This window comes from Bacillus marinisedimentorum (assembly GCF_001644195.2).
GTDB lineage: Bacteria > Bacillota > Bacilli > Bacillales > Bacillaceae_O > Bacillus_BL > Bacillus_BL marinisedimentorum.
In genome coordinates, this window is the sequence record NZ_LWBL02000043.1 from 77,743 (window position 1) to 93,731 (window position 15,989).

A 15,989-nucleotide genomic window follows, 5' to 3' on the forward strand; every position below is an offset into this window, starting at 1 on the left:
GCTGTGAGCTGGTTTCCCCCTGTAGCGTGCAAGGCCGGACCGTCCTATACATGTAGCAGGAAAGCAGAAGGTTTTGCCGGCATTTTTATCAAATAAAAGGTTAACACAGTCTATATTTTAATTTCAGGAGTGATGACGTTGATCGAATTTAAAATGAAAGAAGAAGTAGGATTTAAGGCAGATCTGGAATTCGGCACACTTGAAGTGGCCGGGCAGGATGAATACGGATTTCGTCCCTATCAGCTCATGGTTGCATCTGTAGCGGTATGCAGCGGCGGCGTCCTTCGAAAAATCCTTGAGAAAAAGCGGCTGGACATCAGTGATATTACAATCCAGGCTGATGTCGAACGCAATGAAGCGGAAGCCGACCGGATTGAAAAAATGAACATCCATTTCATCATTAAGGGAAAGGATCTTGAACAGCGAAAAATCGAACGGTCAATGGAACTCGCAAAAAAGAATTGTTCGATGGCCCAGTCTGTTAAAGACAGCATCATGATTAACGAAACTTTTGAATTGATAGAAGGCTGATCCCCATGCTCCGTCGATGACGGAGCCTTTTTTTGAGGTGAAGGTTCGAAACTTGAACCAGGGGGTAAGGTGATTTTAAGCGTTCGCTGTTTAGTGATGCTATCTAATAAATAGTTGGAAAAAGGTTAGCCAATGAATAAAGTATTTACTTTACTCGTATTTATCGGAGTGCCTGTTTCAGTTGCAGGCGGTTTGCTGAACTGGGAACCGGCTTTTCTGTTTGTAATATATTCTGCGACGATTATAGCGTTTGCTTCCTTTATGGGGCGGGCCGCAAAAGGCCTTGCTGTCGCTTGGCGGAAGCAAGTGTGACAGGGTGTGAGAAAGTGCTCTTGTGGTTTGATGCCGATAGGGCGTTTTGGCGTGAAATCGCCGGGTAACGGCGTGAAACGGGGATTGCGGCGTGAAACGGCCGGGTTACGGCGCGAATAAGCGGGGCTCCGACGTGAAAAATCCACTTTTCCGCATGAAAAATTATAATTATGGCGTGAAAACCGGCCATCGCAGGAGAAAGCCTGGATAGCCGGCGTGAAAGAACGGGAAAACAGCATGAAAATAAGTTGCGTGACGCGAAATCACAAGGTCCACAGCATAAAACAGCCCGGTTATGCAGCAATAAGCCGGAAAACTTAATGAAATTACACTGCCAGGAAAACCGGCGGCAACTCATGCCGAGCGGTTGTGATTGTTTTTTTCAGCAAACACACGTTTCACCAGCATTATCAAATGAAGGGGGGAGAGAAATGGCCGATGCTTACGACTTTACAACCGGGAGCATCTGGAAAAAGATGCTCCTGTTTTCCGGTCCCATCTTTTTAACAAACATTTTGCAAACCTCTTATCAATTTATTGACAGCATCTGGGTCGGGAATTTGCTCGGTGCGGGAGCGCTGGGTGCCATTTCGATCTCAGCTACGGTCATTTTCACTGTTCTGTCCTTTATCATCGGGATTAACAGCGCAACGCTGACGATATTATCCCAGAAAAAGGGGCAGCAAGATGAGATAGGGCTGAAAAAGTCACTAAATGCTTTTACCGTAGTCCTTACAATCATGTCTATCAGTTTTGGGCTGATTGGTTATGCTGTGACAGATTGGATTCTGAGGCTGATGGGAACTCCAGAAGACATCCTTCCTTTAGCCCGCAGTTACCTTCATATCAATTTTCTAGGTATTATCATGCTGTTCGGCTATAACTTTATAGGAACCGTATTGCGGGCACTTGGGGACAGCCGCACACCGATCCGGTTTGTGACGGCAGCTGTCGTACTGAATGCTTTTTTCGATCCGCTTTTCATTTCTTATTATGATATGGGGATCGCAGGTGCCGCCTATGCGACGATTGCCGCCCAGGGAGTGGCGTTCTTTTATGGGCTTATTTATTCTCTCATGAAGAAAAAGGTGCCGTTTATCAAGCCTTATGTTCCTGAAAAAGAATATCTTTATGCGCTTTTTAAAGTAGGCTTGCCGGCGGGTCTGCAAATGATGGCCATTTCAGCGGGTGTTATGGCGATTATGACAGTTGTCACCCGCTTTGGGGAAGATGTCACAGCCGGCTTCGGAGCCGCCCAGCGGATTGACAGTATCATTATGCTTCCGGCTTTTACTCTCGGTTCGGCCGTGAATAGTATGGCGGGTCAGAACATAGGTGCAGGAAAATGGGACCGAGTAGGGGAAATCGCCCAAAAATCTGTCATGCTCATCCTTACTGTCATGTTTTCCATCAGTGCCGTCATTTTTTTCACAGGTGAGTATTTGATCCGGCTATTCGTTGATGATCAGGGGACAATTGAATTCGGCGCCCTTTATTTGCAAACCATTGCGTTTTTTTATCCGTTTCTCGGCATCAACTTTGTGTTGAACGGCGTAGTGCGGTCATCAGGTGCTATGTTCCAGGTGCTTGTGCTCAATTTGATCTCTTTCTGGGTGCTTCGCTATCCGCTGTCGTACCTGTTTTCAAACTGGTACGGAGAGAGAGGCATCGCAATCGGGATGGGTATCAGCCTGGTCATCAGCAGCTTCATCGCTGCCGGTTACTATGTTTATGGGGGCTGGCGAAACGTAAAGGTGTTCAATGATAAAGGAGAAGGGACTTAAGTTTCAGGATCCTGTTTTCCGAGTGCTGATCCAATTTTATTTCTCATGTATGGATAAACTCAATTCCTTTCGAAAAAAATACGAATACCATCACGAAAGGAGATTTTACGAACATGAGAAAAAAATTAACGGTACTGTTACTTATATCATGCATGCTGATGCTTATTCCTTCATTGGCAGCCGCCAAAAAACCGGACGGGAACAAGCAGGTGGTCCCGGATTCCGTCATCAACATTTCCAAGGAAAACACGTATCCGAATCCTGCCCAGGAACTTCCGTATTTGCAGCCAAGCGATCTGGCCAAGGAGCTGCTTGATACATCGGATGAAAAAATCACAAATCCCAACCTCATCCGGATTTTAAACGAAACATCCATTAATAATGCGCCGCTCGCTTTTGGATACCGGGCGACTGTTTACCTCGGTCAGTGGCCGCTCCGCTATGATTCAGATGAAGCGAGCGCAAACTGGGAATATCATAAAGTAAATGTCAACAAGATTGATAATAGGGGCGGCAAGGCTCCACAGCGCCTTTATTATCAGCAGGAACAGGAAAAAACGGTAAAAGGGGCACTTACAACGAAGGTTCCACATTCGGATGATGTGAAAAAAATGATGCTCCTCCATGCAATGGAGCAGTCGAAGCTTCCTCTTTCATTCAGTACGATTATCGGAAAAGGGACGAAAAAAGATCAAATTTACAATGTCGCTCCGAAAAAAATCGGGTATTTGAACGCCTATGTGCCGGCTGTGAATGAAAAAGGAAAAGTGACCTATGGGGAAGTGTATCTGCAGCTGAAAGGCAATAAACGCAGCATCGTCGTGAAAAATGTGACCCAGCAGGGAATCGGTGCCTGGATTCCGATACAGGACCACCTTTCTTTTTCGTTTACTGCTTCTGATGTGCCGAAATAATCTGCAATCCCAAAAAAATCACGATGGACCTATTGCCTGGATATCATAATTTGGATAGCATGGGGGGAAGAGAAGGAGGCTTTCATTTTATGGGCAAGGCAGTAAAAGATAACGAATCCCAACTCAACTACCTTAAAAACCGGCTTGAACTGTTTATGGATGTCATTGATTCCCTTGATCCGGAATCAACTGATGTTGAAGATATTGACCGTTTATTGGAAATGCTCGATAATATCCAGACAAAAGTCGACCGGTTCCAAAAAGATAAAAAATAGTCATAACGCATCTTGAAAACAGGCCGCCATCGGTCTGTTTTTCTTTTTGCCTGGATGGAAAATATCGGCTGAATGAGCATAGATGCAGCAGAGAAAAATAAGGGAAAACAGGCAAAGGAGTTAATCGATGAAAACAAGGCAACCAATCATAACAGCAATGGCGCTATTACTGGCTGTTCTTTTAGGGGCAAGCCCGGCAGCGGCTGAAACGTATTCAAATAAAGCGCTGCACTGGGGCTTCAAGCGCAGTACAGATCACCAGCCCCCTGATGCAGGCGCACAGTTGAATGAACTCTTGAAAAAGTATGATGCTTTTTATCTGGGAGATACAGAAAAAAAGGATATTTATCTTACGTTCGATAACGGTTATGAAAATGGATACACAGAAAAAATCCTTGATGTGCTGAAAGAAAAGAAAGTCCCGGCGGCTTTTTTCGTCACCGGCCATTATTTGGAGGACCAGCCCGAGCTTGTAAAACGAATGGCAGCGGAAGGACATATTGTCGGCAACCATTCCTGGCACCATCCTGATATGACGACAGTGAGCGACGAGCGCGTCCGCGAAGAGCTGGATAAAGTGAAAAAGAAATATGAGGAGCTGACAGGGCAAAAAGGGATGTCTTACCTTCGCCCGCCCCGCGGAATTTTCAGCGAACGTACCCTTGCAATCAGCAAAGAGCTCGGGTATCAAAACGTATTCTGGTCACTTGCCTTTGTGGACTGGAAGACAGACGCCCAAAGAGGGTGGCGGTATGCTTATGATAATATCATGAGACAAATCCATCCTGGTGCTGTCATCCTTTTGCATACCGTTTCCAGTGACAATGCCGATGCACTCGGCAAGGCGATTGATGACCTGAGAAAAGAAGGGTATACGTTCAAAAGCCTTGATGACCTCACAATCCGCAAGCGGGTACAGGACCCGCTCATCCTCGTGCCATAAGTGAGCCCTTACCAGGGGGCTTTTTTTCTTGGCGGAAAAATTCCTCGAAAGGAAACAGCACGGAGGACATGCTATAATACAACTACTATGTATTGGCAAAGGGTGAAAAGGAATGTGGGAAGAAACAGTAAAGCCGGATGCCCCGTACAATTTCAGCCAGGCACTGGACAGGATGTCCATCGATCCGCTGCTCAAATACGATGCAGATAAAAGAATCGTTCATGTACCGGTCGCCGCAGGCGGCGTGCCAGCCGTCATAACAGTGCAAAGCCTTGGCGATACGGACAGCCCGCAATTTAAAGTATCCGGTTCCGATAAGAGCCTCAAAGAAGATGCCCTGAAACAGGTTTCTGCCATTTTTCAATGGGAAACACCACTCGGGCCGATCATGGATCATTTCCAGGACACAGAACTCGGACCGTTATTCAAAGCATTCAGAGGCACACCGCTCGTGCGGGATTTCAGCTTGTACGGCTGCCTGATGAAATGCATCATTCATCAGCAGCTGAACATGTCATTCGCCTACACCCTCTCGTCGCGCTTCAAAAAAACATTCGGTTTTGAAATAGACGGCGTCTGGTTTTATCCTTCGCCAGAAACAGTCAAGGACCTTCCGTATGAAGCCCTGCAGGATCTGCAGTTCAGCCGCCGTAAAGCTGAATATGTGATTGACCTGTCAAAGGCTGTATATGAAGGAAGCCTGCAGCTTAAACAGCTCGAACAGATGGATGATGAAACGGTTATAAAGGCATTGACCGCTTATAGGGGGATCGGGCCCTGGACCGCAGAAAACATGCTGCTATTCGGTCTTGGCCGGCCGAATCTCCTGCCGAAAGCGGATATCGGCATTCAAAATGCGATCAAAAAACTTTACGGCATGGAGAAAAAGCCAAATGCTGCCCAAATAGAAGAACTTGGTTCCGAATGGGAACCTTATCTAAGCTATGCTTCCCTGTATTTGTGGAGGAGCATCGAGACATAGACATGGAGTTGTTATAAATATGGATGAAAAGAATCAGCCCCTTAAAAGGGGACAAACCTTTCCGTTGACAATCAAACGGCTGGGAATCAATGGGGAAGGCGTCGGCTTTTTCAAAAAGCAGGCCGTCTTCATTCCCGGCGCGCTTCCCGGTGAAGAAGTTGTGGCCGAAGCTGTGAAAGTAAGCCAGAAGTTCGCCGAAGCCAAAATCAAAAAAATCCGCAAGCGGTCCAGTGAGAGGGTCGCCGCCCCTTGTCCGGTCTATGAAAGCTGCGGAGGCTGCCAGCTTCAGCATTTGTCTTATGAAGGACAGCTTAATCAGAAACGGGATATGGTGAAACAGGCGTTTGAACGCTATACAAAATTCCCGGCCGACAAGCTTGAAACCAGGAAGACAATCGGCATGGACAACCCATGGGGATACCGGAATAAATCCCAGCTGCAAGCAGGGAACAAAGAAGGGAAAATCCTTGCCGGACTGTATGGGTTGAACTCCCATGAACTTGTGGACATCACGGAATGCAAAATTCATCATCCTGAGTCAAACAGGGTCACCGAAGTGGTGAAAGACATTTTGCAGGATCTCAATATCCCTGCCTATAACGAGAAAAAACGGCGTGGATTTGTTCGGACGATCGTCACAAGAGTAAGCTTTGCGACCGGCCAGACTCAGCTTGTCCTGGTAACGGCAAAAACCGATTTTCCGAAAAAGGAACTATTCATAGAAGAAGTGAAAAAACGGCTTCCGGATATCACGTCAGTCATGCAAAACGTCAATAACAAAAAAACATCTGTCATTTTCGGTGAAGAAATGGTCCACATGCACGGCGACGAAGTGATAGAGGAACAGCTCGGCGACTTTTCTTTTGAACTGTCGGCACGGTCGTTTTTCCAATTGAATCCGCAACAGACCGTCACCCTCTATAACGAGGCCAAAAAAGCTGCCAGACTGACCGGCAAAGAAAAAGTTGTCGATGCATACTGCGGTGTCGGCACGATCGGCATGTGGGTAGCAGATGAAGCCGGAGAAGTCCGCGGAATGGATACGATCGCACCTGCAATTGAAGATGCAAAAAAGAATGCCGAACGCCACGGCATAAAAAACGCGGAGTTCTATACAGGCGAAGCAGAAAAGCTGCTTCCGGAATGGGTCAATAAAGGCTGGAAGCCGGATGTCGTGATGGTCGACCCGCCCCGCTCCGGATTGCACCAAAAACTGATCGACACCATTTTGAAAGTAAAGCCGAAACGGATCGTCTATATTTCATGCAACCCGTCAACACTTGCCAAAAATGCGGCCCAGCTGGCTAAAAAATATGACGTGAAGTACATGCAGCCGGTGGATATGTTTCCGCATACGGCGCATATTGAAGTGGTGGCGGTGTTTGAGATGCGGAAGTAAAAACTTGGCTCTCCCGGTTTTTTCTGAAAGGGGCAGCATATATTCCAGAAAATAAAAAAGCCGGACACTCATGCTTATATGCATTGAGTGTCCGGCTTTTTATCTTCAATATACGACCCCATATTGCTGTGGTGCACACCCGTGACAGTTTTTTATCAAACCGGTGTTCTGTTGGTATTTTATTTCAGCAAAATTGACATTTTATATATTGCCTTTGTCTTGAGTTAATGGTCTTTATTATAAATTCTGAGACAATGTCAATAACCTCGGATCTTCTGCGGTGGATGATCGCCTCTAATGGAAGTTTGTTTTTCAAATCACGGGCAGTGGTAATAGTATAATTGCCTGTCAGAGAGATATACACATCCTTATCCACAAATGCATCTGTGTATCAACAGCATTATACGATGTTATTAACAATATCCACAATAGAGAGGGGTCTTATACACAAAAATCCACCGAATAAAAGTGAGGCATTAAAACACGAAAGAAAACGGTTTATCCACATTGTTAACACCTCTGTGGATAACTTTTATCAACAGAAGTGGAGGCGTAAATCGTTTTGGTTCTGAATCCTGAATACAAAACAAAAAAGGTCCCCGGGAAACGGGAACCTATCTCCTAACTTAATCATGCTTTTTTGCCCGCTGATCAGCTTCTCTTGAGCGTTCCTGCGCTTCGCGGTCTTCCTGGTCGGCTAACTCCTGGGAGAATTCGATGTCTTTACCATCGGGGGTTTTATTCGATCTCATGACATCATTCGGATCCGGTGCCTGTTCATTTCGTTTTTTCTCGTCCATGATATCCACTCCTTTTCAGGAATTGAGTTCCTGGAATTTTTTGTCCATGTTATGATTTTACCCGCCGTGTTGATGATGTAATCTTATTTTCCGCCGGCGCGGTCAGCTGCCCTGAATTCATGGCCGTATAAGACTTCCTGTGTTTTTCGCAATGTTTTGCGCTGGGCTTTTTCCTTTTTCCGCTTTGCTTCCATATACTCAACCTGCCTTTATGTAGGATTTATCTTTAGCTTTTCTCTCCGGCTGGGAAAGTATACTTCTTGCGCAATGTAAAAAAGCCTGCACAGGGCAGGCTTTCAAGCTTCAAGACGCTGTTCGGATACTTCTTCCTCGATTGACCGCATCGTATGAAGTGTGTACTGGTCTTTTGGGATTTCAAAAAGGTTATAGGTGAGTCCGTTTGCGTTGAGCTGTTCAAAGATGTGTGTTTTTGTTTCATTGGCAAGGACAACGTAAGGCAGCTTTTGGGCGGCTCTAGTTGAACGGACGTTCTGCAATCTGATGCGCATGTAAATGGTTTCGATGTCCAGTTCGTAGAACAATTCGTTGAAGAAGTGTTTCTTTGCTTCCTGATTATAGCCTTTGCCGAAATAGGGCTGGCCGATCCAGGTGCCGAGAAAGCCGGACTTCTCCTGGACGTCGAACAGATTGATCGTTCCGATTGGGTATCCCCATTCATCAAGAATTGTCCTTGAGATCAATTCGCCGCGTTCTTCGGCTTCGATTGTCTGTTTCGTCATAAACAGGAATTCATCATAGGAATAAGCCTTATGACGGACGTATGGAAAAACTTCAGGGTGCACCATCAGATCATACAGGGTATGAGAGTCTGCCAGGTCGCGTTTTTTAAGCATAAAAAAATCCCTCCTGCGAGGGTGGACAGACGCCACGGGCTTTACCACCCTCGAATTTTTTCGATGAAAGCTAAAAAAATTCGGGGTGGGAATCGAACCCACTAGAACCAGTCAGACTGGTGGCGCACCATTTGCCTTTCCCGTATTTACCAAAACGTTCATGTGACGTTCGGATTGTCGTTGTAAACGGCCAACAATTCAATAATGGGAATGATTATTTCCTAATCGTATTCTACTCAATTTCTTACAAAAAGTGAACTGTTTTTTACCCTAATTTATTATAAATTTTTTCGCCGCTAATCATTGTCAGGACAGGCTTCGCCAGGTAATCGAACGGATGCCCGCTCCAGAGGGCCAAATCTGCATCTTTTCCGGTTTCGATGCTGCCGACCCGGTCGTCTACACCGAGGTTCCTGGCAGGTAAAATGGTGATGCCTTCGAGTGCTTTTTGTTCAGGGAGGCCTTCACGAACGGCAAGTGATGCACAGATGTTCAAATATTGAATCGGTGTATAAGGATGATCAGTCATGATCGATACTTCAATATGATGATCGGTCAAAACCGAATAGGTCTTCCATGATTTGTTTTTCAGTTCAATTTTCGACTTCCTTGTAAAAGTCGGTCCGACAGAAACCTTAAGTCCGGAAAGTTCGTCAGCAATATAATGGCCTTCTGTGCAATGCTCGATCCGCAAATCAAGGTCGAACTCTTCCGCGAAACGTACAGCTGACATGATATCATCGGCACGGTGAGCGTGGATGCGGACCGGTATTTCCCGTTTCAGGGCGGCGACGATCGGAGCTGTACGGAATTCCTCCGGTCTGTCCGTGTGAAGGGCATTGTAAAATGTCTCCCGGAGCATGCCCATTATCCCCATTCTCGTAACTGAATCACGGGATGATTCACTGTGCATGCGCTTCGGGTTTTCGCCAAGGGCGATTTTCAGTCCGGACCGCTCCCTTAACATCATTTTGCTGATATTTTTGCCGGATGTTTTTATGACGCTTGTTGTCCCGCCGATAACATTGGCGCTTCCCGGCAGTACCTGTACAGCAGTGACGCCGTGTTCGATTGCATCACGGAAGCCGATATCCAGCGGCTGGACCCCGTCGATTGCGCGGATATGCGGTGTGAGCGGTTCGATTGTTTCATTGGCATCGCTGCCGGCCCAGCCTGTCCCTTCATCATACAGGCCGAGGTGTGTATGCACATCGATGAAGCCGGGCAGCAAGTATTTCCCCCGGCATTCGATTACTTCAGTTTTTTCATCCGGAATCAATGTCCGGCCTATTGCAGATATTTTTCCTTCATCTATCAGCACATCTCCATTTTGAATAATCGGAGAAGTCACCGGGATAACGGTTGCGTTTTTAAAAAGAGTTTTCATATCTGGTCTCCCGTCCCTTCGTGGAATGAAATAATCACCATGATTTCAAATCGGCTTTTCAGGCGAGATTGCAGTTAATGAGGGAATCAGCCGATGAACTTCTCGACCGTTACACGTTAATATTTACAGGAGTGCGGCTGATCCCCGGGCTTTTTTATTTAATCTTAAAAAGGGAGTCGATCTCCGCTGCACGTGCCCTTTTCACTACAGGTACTAGTGCTGCATGCGTTCCTGTTCGCTTCGGCCATATGCCGGGGAATCACAAAGATGCGCACGCCGAGTATTGCTTACCCGCATCAATCAAGAAGTTAACCCCCTCTAAAATAAGTCACGCAGCGCTTTTTTCAGCGTCGGGAATTGAAAGGTAAAGCCGGCGTCCTCCAGTTTTTTCGGGAGCACCTTCTGGCCTGATAACAGCAGCATGCTCATTTCACCAAGAAGCAGCCTTAATGCAATTCCTGGAACCGGAAGCCAATGTTTTCTATCCAGTGCCTCCCCCAGTTTTTTGCCGAAGTCATTCATTTTTACAGGCTTAGGCGCTGTGATATTGACCGGTCCGCTTATCTTTTCTTTATACAGGATAAAATCAATGCTTCTGATTGCATCCCGTAAATGAATCCAGGAAACCCATTGCTTGCCGCTGCCGACTTTCCCGCCTGCATGCAATCTGTAAGGCAAAGCCATCTTCGGCAATGCCCCGCCGGTATCACTTAAAATGAGGCCAAAACGGGCAAACACTGTCCTGACTCCCATGGCCGCAGCTTTTGAAGCGGTTTGCTCCCATGCCTTAACGGTCCTTGCCAGAAAGTCACCGCCGGCTTCGTCCCATTCTTCTGTAAAGGTCTTTTTTTTCGACGTTCCATAAAATCCAATTGCAGAGGCATTAATGAAAACGGACGGGCGCTTTGACATTCTTTCTATGAGTTCGAGGATTCGTTCCGTTGTCTCGATTCTGCTGTCGTAGATTTCTTTTTTTCGCTCTTTTGTCCATCTGCTGTTAATTGATTCACCGGCAAGGTTGATGACAGCGTCTATATTTTTCAGTTCGTTTTCAGGGTTGCTGTCCCCGGTGAGCCACTTAACATAGGTTGCATTTTTCTTTGTCCCTTTAGTGGCGGGGTTTCTCGTCAAAATAAACAAGTTGTGTCCCTGTGACGCCATATATTCTGTAAGGGCAGCCCCGACAAATCCGGTGCCGCCGGCAATGACGATACGCATACTTGTTCCTCCTTTGGAAGAGCGGTGATTGTCCGGAATCTGCTTCTCTTCTTTAATTCTGTACTGAGGGTAATATTCCTTTTTACAGAAGGGTTTAACGGCATGATATGATTAAATATGAGGTGAATCGCTATGCCGAAGATAACTAGAATTACGGCCCAGAAGAAAAATGACGAGCGTTTTAATGTTTATATTGATAAAGGCGGCGGAGAAGAATTCGGATTTGGGGTCGACCAGGATGTGCTGATCAAATTCAACTTGCGCAAAGGGAAAGAGCTGACAGAAGAAGAAATTGTAGAACTGCATGATGAAGAGGAATATCGAAAAACATACACTGCTGCAGTCAGATATCTCGGCCATCGCATGCGGTCGGGCAAAGAATTGAAAGACTATCTGGCGGAAAAGGAGTACCCGGCTGTATATACGGAGCGCGCAATACAGAAGCTTTCGGAAATGAACTACATCAATGATGCCGAGTTTGCTGTCGCGTACGTGCGGACCCAGATGCGGACGACTCAGAAAGGTCCGGGCGCGATCAGGCAGGAGTTAATTAAAAAGGGTTTGTCAGAAGCTGAAATTGAGGCAGGCTTAGCCGAATACCCATCGGAACTCCAGGTTGAAAACGCCGTAAAGCTCGCCCGCAAAAAAGCGGCACAAAATAAAAAAAATTCCCCGAAAGAAACACGCAAGAAACTTGAAATGGCACTGATGCAAAAAGGCTACCCGTCTGAAGTGATCCGGACTGCTGCCGAACAGGCAGATACCGGCACAGGGGAAGAAGAACGCAATGAAGCTCTTGAATACCAGGGCAACAAAGCCCATCGCAGGTACAGCAAGTATGAAGGGTGGGAGTATGTAAAGCGCATGAAACAGTTCTTATTCCGAAAGGGTTTCTCCATGGAGGAGATTGACAGGTTTATTGAGGAAAAAAAGGAAGGGGACGGTTGAACAGAGGAGGATAATCCCATAAGCAGGGAACAGCAGGACATCTAAGACCCCTCCGGAGGGCATCTAAAGTACTGAACCACTATTGAATGCCTGTAATGAGGAAAATGAAAAGAATCATTATTAGCACTGGACCCCAATTCAGTACCTATGATTCCATGAATTCCATCAATACGAGTACTGAACTTTTATTCAGTGCCCCTAAATCCGGGAACTCCATCAATACGAGCACTGAACCTTCACTCAGTGCCCCTAATTCTGGGAACTCCATCAATAAGAGTACTGAATTACTATTCAGTGCCCATAATTCCGAGAGCCAAATCAATACGAGCACTGAACTCCTATTCAGTACTCATAATCCTGAGAACCATATCAAAATGAGCACGGAATACCCATTCAGTGCCCATAATTCCAGGAACCCCATCATTACAAGCACTGAACCACCGTTCAGCTGCCCCTAACAGAGGCAGCATCCTGAAGCCAGGATCTTTCCCCGCTCACTTATCTATAAAAATTTCCGCCTGCCCATCATCCTGACTGACAATCATCTCAGCCACTGCTGCCGGTGATTTCAGCCTGGATGGATCTTTGACATGGTCGCTTTCTGACCAGAAGGGCGTGTCCATCCCGCCCATATAGACAGCTGTAACGGCTACGGGCGTGTCTTCAAGTTCTTTGACAAGGCTTTCGGTGAATCCCCTTACCGCAAATTTGGTGGCACAGTATACCGATTCGTTTACCTTGCCGCGCAAGCCGGCGGTTGAAATGATGTTCATGACCTTTGCCGAAGGACGGCCAAGTAAATGGGGAAGCAAGTCTTTGGTCATATAGATGGTTCCCCGCATGTTCGTATCAATCATCTTCTCGATTTCATCATCTGTTAAATCTGCAAGAGCTCCGAAATGGCCTGCACCTGCATTATTGATCAGCCAGTCAATGCTGTCTGTTTCGGTGATCATGCCGATTGTATCTTTAACCTGCTTGCGGTCAGCCAGATCGCACACAACCACTTTCGCTTTTCCGCCTTTTTCTTCGATTTGCTGTTTGGCGGTGTCCAGTTTCTGTTTGGTCCTGCCGAGAAGAAAAAGTGTATGGCCCTGTACGGCATATTGAAGGGCAAGTTCTTTTCCGAGCCCGGTGCCAGCACCGGTAATAAGAATATTTGCCATATGAAAAGCCTCCTATCCATGTACATAATTAGACAAACTTCTACATTATCTTAACACAGAACAGTTTGTTTCTCGGCCTTTATCCCCTATACTAAAAAAGAAGCGACAGTATCATATCCGGGGGGATAAAGGATGGAAAAGAGATACAGCCAGATGACTGAATACGAATTAAAGCAGGAAATTGCGAATCTTACCGAAAAAGCGAGAAAAGCGGAACAGATGGGAATGGTAAACGAATTTGCCGTATACGAGCGGAAAATTGATATGGCGAAATCGTACTTGCTTGACCCGTCTAATTACAATCCTGGGGAAGTATATGAAATCGCTAATGATCCTGGCTCTTATTTTAAAATAAATTATTTAAACGGCATCTTTGCATGGGGCACCCGGCTATATGTAAAAAAGAAGGAAGAAGCGCTGCCGATTTCTTTGCTGAAGACAATCGAAGTAAATCGGAAGAAATAAAAGGAGAGCAGGGCCCGCTAAGCGGGTGCTCTCCTCATTTCGAGCGCTGGCGGCATAAACGGTTCATCCTTTTGAAGGAAGACCGCCCTTCCTGAGAAGGTTCCGCATATGCATATGCCGCTAAGCGGGTGCTCTTCGCATTTCTAAAAAAATCACGAACGTTTTCTTGTTTGTTTTTCCAGTATATAATTGTGGAGGGATTTTTCAGTTTCGCCGTTTACCTGTTCAAATGCATGCTTCGGATTGGCACGCGGTGACTGAAAAGGGTTTTGGTGCATGTTGTCAAAGAACTTTTTCTGTTTGCTCAATAGAAACACCTCCATTTAAGATGCGTTCCTTATTCCTTTGTGCGTGTCTGGTTTGATTTTCTCATGCGTTCCTGCGGCCTGGTGTTGATTGTGCCATCCGCCCGCCGGGAAGAATATTCGGCTTTGGCGCGCGGTTCGCCGTCAAGTGACATGTTTGGAGGGAAACCCTGCTCTTTATTGCGCATCTCATGAACCTCCTTTTGATTTGGGTTCATTTATAGTATGAATAAATAACCGGCTATTTATGTAAGCATAGCTGGACTGGAGGGAATGTTATGGAAGATATTTTTGAACGGCTTGCCAACGATCTCCTGTATGTGAACAATCAGCTTTCCTACTATCAGGCCCGGACATGGGTTGAAGTGCTGTGGGAGGATTTTGAAACGACACGGGCAAGAGCCGGACGCAGTTATAAAGGGAAAGAAGTGTCGGAGCACGTGGTGAGAGAGTGGATCCGCCAATATGGACCTGCGCTTCATGATTTCAAAAGCGATAACCCGAAGTTCTCCCATTTGTTTGAAGACAGGGGCTTAAAGCATTAAAAGAAGCGATGACAGCATGCTGTCATCGCTTTTTAGCCCGGTACCAGGTCAAGTTTTTTCCGCAGTTTTTCCTCACTGAATACCCATCCTGTATAGGAACTTTGAATGTCCATTGTATGGGAGAGCTGGACAACTGCTACAAAAGGGTAGTGTCCTTTACTCCAATAGCGCAAATCGATGAACTTCACTTCAATGAAATCATCGTATTCCCGGACAACCCAGCGGTATACCGGTGAGAAGGACAGGAATGCGGACAGGTTTTTATCTTCTTTGGCTGCCTGTATGGAGGGCAATTCAGGGACAGGTTTCTTCTTAAAAGAATCAAGAATCCCGATGTCGTTGTTTTTTACATTTGCCACATAGAACATCTCGTCTGTTTTCACGGCAACATGCCATTGAGACCACCGGAATGTTGGCGAGATGAGGATTTCCACCGCATCAGGGATTTTCTGTTTGACAGTCTGTTTCACCTTCATTCGTGCGTACGTTCGCCATAAGTAATACACAAAAATGACGCCGTACATGATGAGGAAGGTATAACCCGGATCATAGCCATACCGCCAGATGATGATGCCGATAATATGAATGAAGAAAATAAACGGGTCAAACGTATTGATAATGCCGAGTGCGACCCATTTCCGGCTGAGCGGCCGAATAGCCTGCGTTCCGTAAGCATTGAAAATATCAACAAATACATGCAGGAATACAGCCAAAAATGTCCATAGCCATAAATGCAGTAAATTCGTTTCTGGAATAAATGCGTATATAGAGAAGCTGATAAGAAGAGGCCACAGCAAGACAGCGGGGATAGAATGGGTGATGCCCCTGTGATTGCGAAGATATGCAGCGTTATTTACGAGTTTTAAAACGGTATCCAAATCAGGTGCCTGTGATCCAAGAATCGTTCCGATCAATACAGTTTGCGCAGTTACCGGATCACTGGCAACCACGGGATCTAATGTAGCAAGCCCGCCCAGTGCGATTCCCATCACAAAATGGGTGCCAGTATCCATGCATGTCAGCCTCCTTACCTGGACAAGTATATGATTCCGTATATGTTAAGTATAGCACTGTCCTCATTATTCATTCTAATGAAAATACTGTAAAATGTTAAAAACATCCGAACTCATGCCGGGCCTCTCAAGAGATGCCTTTTTAACC

At 46.1% G+C, this 15,989-nt stretch carries 21 protein-coding genes; 11 read left to right on the forward strand and 10 right to left on the reverse strand.

Annotated features, from left to right (window positions below):
* The first annotated feature begins 141 nt into the window (after positions 1–141).
* From A4U59_RS13280 to rlmD, 8 genes are all read left to right on the forward strand, one after another.
* Entirely contained in the window at positions 142–531 is a 390-nt protein-coding gene (locus A4U59_RS13280) for an OsmC family protein (RefSeq protein WP_070121091.1), read from the forward strand.
* Positions 532–663: 132 nt separating this feature from the next.
* The gene (locus tag A4U59_RS13285) at positions 664–843 is read left to right on the forward strand and encodes a hypothetical protein (RefSeq protein ID WP_070121057.1); all 180 of its coding nucleotides are present in this window, start codon (positions 664–666) and stop codon (positions 841–843) included.
* A gap of 431 nt (positions 844–1,274) precedes the next feature.
* Positions 1,275–2,627, forward strand: a complete 1,353-nt coding sequence (locus tag A4U59_RS13290; RefSeq protein WP_070121058.1) for an MATE family efflux transporter — start codon at positions 1,275–1,277, stop codon at positions 2,625–2,627.
* Positions 2,628–2,740: 113 nt separating this feature from the next.
* A complete protein-coding gene (locus A4U59_RS13295) occupies positions 2,741–3,541 on the forward strand; it encodes a YfkD famly protein (protein ID WP_070121059.1) in 801 nt (266 codons plus the stop codon).
* Between the two features lie 89 nt (positions 3,542–3,630).
* On the forward strand, positions 3,631–3,816 hold the full coding sequence (locus A4U59_RS13300) for an SE1561 family protein (RefSeq protein WP_070121060.1): 186 nt from the start codon (positions 3,631–3,633) through the stop codon (positions 3,814–3,816).
* A gap of 127 nt (positions 3,817–3,943) precedes the next feature.
* On the forward strand, positions 3,944–4,759 hold the full coding sequence (gene pdaA, locus A4U59_RS13305) for a delta-lactam-biosynthetic de-N-acetylase (protein WP_425388903.1): 816 nt from the start codon (positions 3,944–3,946) through the stop codon (positions 4,757–4,759).
* Positions 4,760–4,871: 112 nt separating this feature from the next.
* The gene (locus tag A4U59_RS13310) at positions 4,872–5,741 is read left to right on the forward strand and encodes a DNA-3-methyladenine glycosylase family protein (RefSeq protein ID WP_070121061.1); all 870 of its coding nucleotides are present in this window, start codon (positions 4,872–4,874) and stop codon (positions 5,739–5,741) included.
* Between the two features lie 19 nt (positions 5,742–5,760).
* Complete coding sequence (gene rlmD / locus A4U59_RS13315; RefSeq protein WP_070121062.1) at positions 5,761–7,140, forward strand: 23S rRNA (uracil(1939)-C(5))-methyltransferase RlmD; 1,380 nt, start codon at positions 5,761–5,763, stop codon at positions 7,138–7,140.
* A 626-nt stretch (positions 7,141–7,766) separates the two neighbouring features.
* Here the strand turns inward: rlmD and A4U59_RS20925 are convergent.
* The 5 genes from A4U59_RS20925 to A4U59_RS13335 all read right to left on the reverse strand — a co-directional run bounded on the left by A4U59_RS20925 (position 7,767) and on the right by A4U59_RS13335 (position 11,399).
* On the reverse strand, positions 7,767–7,892 hold the full coding sequence (locus A4U59_RS20925; protein ID WP_245680559.1) for a YfhD family protein: 126 nt from the start codon (positions 7,890–7,892) through the stop codon (positions 7,767–7,769).
* Positions 7,893–8,023: 131 nt separating this feature from the next.
* Positions 8,024–8,134, reverse strand: coding sequence for a YfhE family protein (locus A4U59_RS13320; protein WP_070121063.1), 111 nt, complete (start codon positions 8,132–8,134; stop codon positions 8,024–8,026).
* A 102-nt stretch (positions 8,135–8,236) separates the two neighbouring features.
* Positions 8,237–8,794 (reverse strand): GNAT family N-acetyltransferase, encoded by a 558-nt coding sequence (locus tag A4U59_RS13325; protein ID WP_070121064.1) that lies wholly within the window; start codon positions 8,792–8,794, stop codon positions 8,237–8,239.
* A gap of 265 nt (positions 8,795–9,059) precedes the next feature.
* Complete coding sequence (locus A4U59_RS13330) at positions 9,060–10,181, reverse strand: amidohydrolase (protein ID WP_070121065.1); 1,122 nt, start codon at positions 10,179–10,181, stop codon at positions 9,060–9,062.
* A gap of 318 nt (positions 10,182–10,499) precedes the next feature.
* Complete coding sequence (locus A4U59_RS13335; protein ID WP_070121066.1) at positions 10,500–11,399, reverse strand: TIGR01777 family oxidoreductase; 900 nt, start codon at positions 11,397–11,399, stop codon at positions 10,500–10,502.
* Between the two features lie 132 nt (positions 11,400–11,531).
* On the opposite strand from A4U59_RS13335, the gene recX reads away from it, so the two are divergent.
* Complete coding sequence (gene recX, locus A4U59_RS13340; protein WP_070121067.1) at positions 11,532–12,347, forward strand: recombination regulator RecX; 816 nt, start codon at positions 11,532–11,534, stop codon at positions 12,345–12,347.
* Positions 12,348–12,492: 145 nt separating this feature from the next.
* Here the strand turns inward: recX and A4U59_RS22415 are convergent, their stop codons facing one another.
* Together A4U59_RS22415 and A4U59_RS13345 are read right to left on the reverse strand one after the other, a co-directional pair.
* On the reverse strand, positions 12,493–12,618 hold the full coding sequence (locus A4U59_RS22415) for a hypothetical protein (protein ID WP_281183668.1): 126 nt from the start codon (positions 12,616–12,618) through the stop codon (positions 12,493–12,495).
* A gap of 223 nt (positions 12,619–12,841) precedes the next feature.
* Positions 12,842–13,513: an SDR family NAD(P)-dependent oxidoreductase gene (locus A4U59_RS13345; protein ID WP_070121068.1), complete on the reverse strand. Its 672-nt coding sequence runs from the start codon at positions 13,511–13,513 to the stop codon at positions 12,842–12,844.
* A 132-nt stretch (positions 13,514–13,645) separates the two neighbouring features.
* Between A4U59_RS13345 and A4U59_RS13350 the strand changes: the two genes are divergently transcribed.
* Complete coding sequence (locus A4U59_RS13350) at positions 13,646–13,978, forward strand: YfhH family protein (RefSeq protein WP_070121069.1); 333 nt, start codon at positions 13,646–13,648, stop codon at positions 13,976–13,978.
* 152 nt (positions 13,979–14,130) lie between these two features.
* Here the strand turns inward: A4U59_RS13350 and A4U59_RS20930 are convergent, their stop codons facing one another.
* Together A4U59_RS20930 and sspK are read right to left on the reverse strand one after the other, a co-directional pair.
* Positions 14,131–14,286 (reverse strand): YpzG family protein, encoded by a 156-nt coding sequence (locus A4U59_RS20930; protein WP_281183669.1) that lies wholly within the window; start codon positions 14,284–14,286, stop codon positions 14,131–14,133.
* 29 nt (positions 14,287–14,315) lie between these two features.
* Entirely contained in the window at positions 14,316–14,471 is a 156-nt protein-coding gene (gene sspK / locus A4U59_RS13355) for a small, acid-soluble spore protein K (RefSeq protein WP_070121070.1), read from the reverse strand.
* A 90-nt stretch (positions 14,472–14,561) separates the two neighbouring features.
* Here sspK and A4U59_RS13360 point away from each other — a divergent pair, with 90 nt between their 5' ends.
* The gene (locus A4U59_RS13360; protein WP_070121071.1) at positions 14,562–14,828 is read left to right on the forward strand and encodes a YfhJ family protein; all 267 of its coding nucleotides are present in this window, start codon (positions 14,562–14,564) and stop codon (positions 14,826–14,828) included.
* 32 nt (positions 14,829–14,860) lie between these two features.
* Here A4U59_RS13360 and A4U59_RS13365 read toward each other — a convergent pair whose 3' ends face one another.
* Positions 14,861–15,841 carry a metal-dependent hydrolase gene (locus A4U59_RS13365; RefSeq protein ID WP_070121072.1) on the reverse strand — a complete coding sequence of 327 codons (981 nt, stop codon included), beginning with the start codon at positions 15,839–15,841 and terminating at the stop codon, positions 14,861–14,863.
* Positions 15,842–15,989 lie beyond the last annotated feature (148 nt).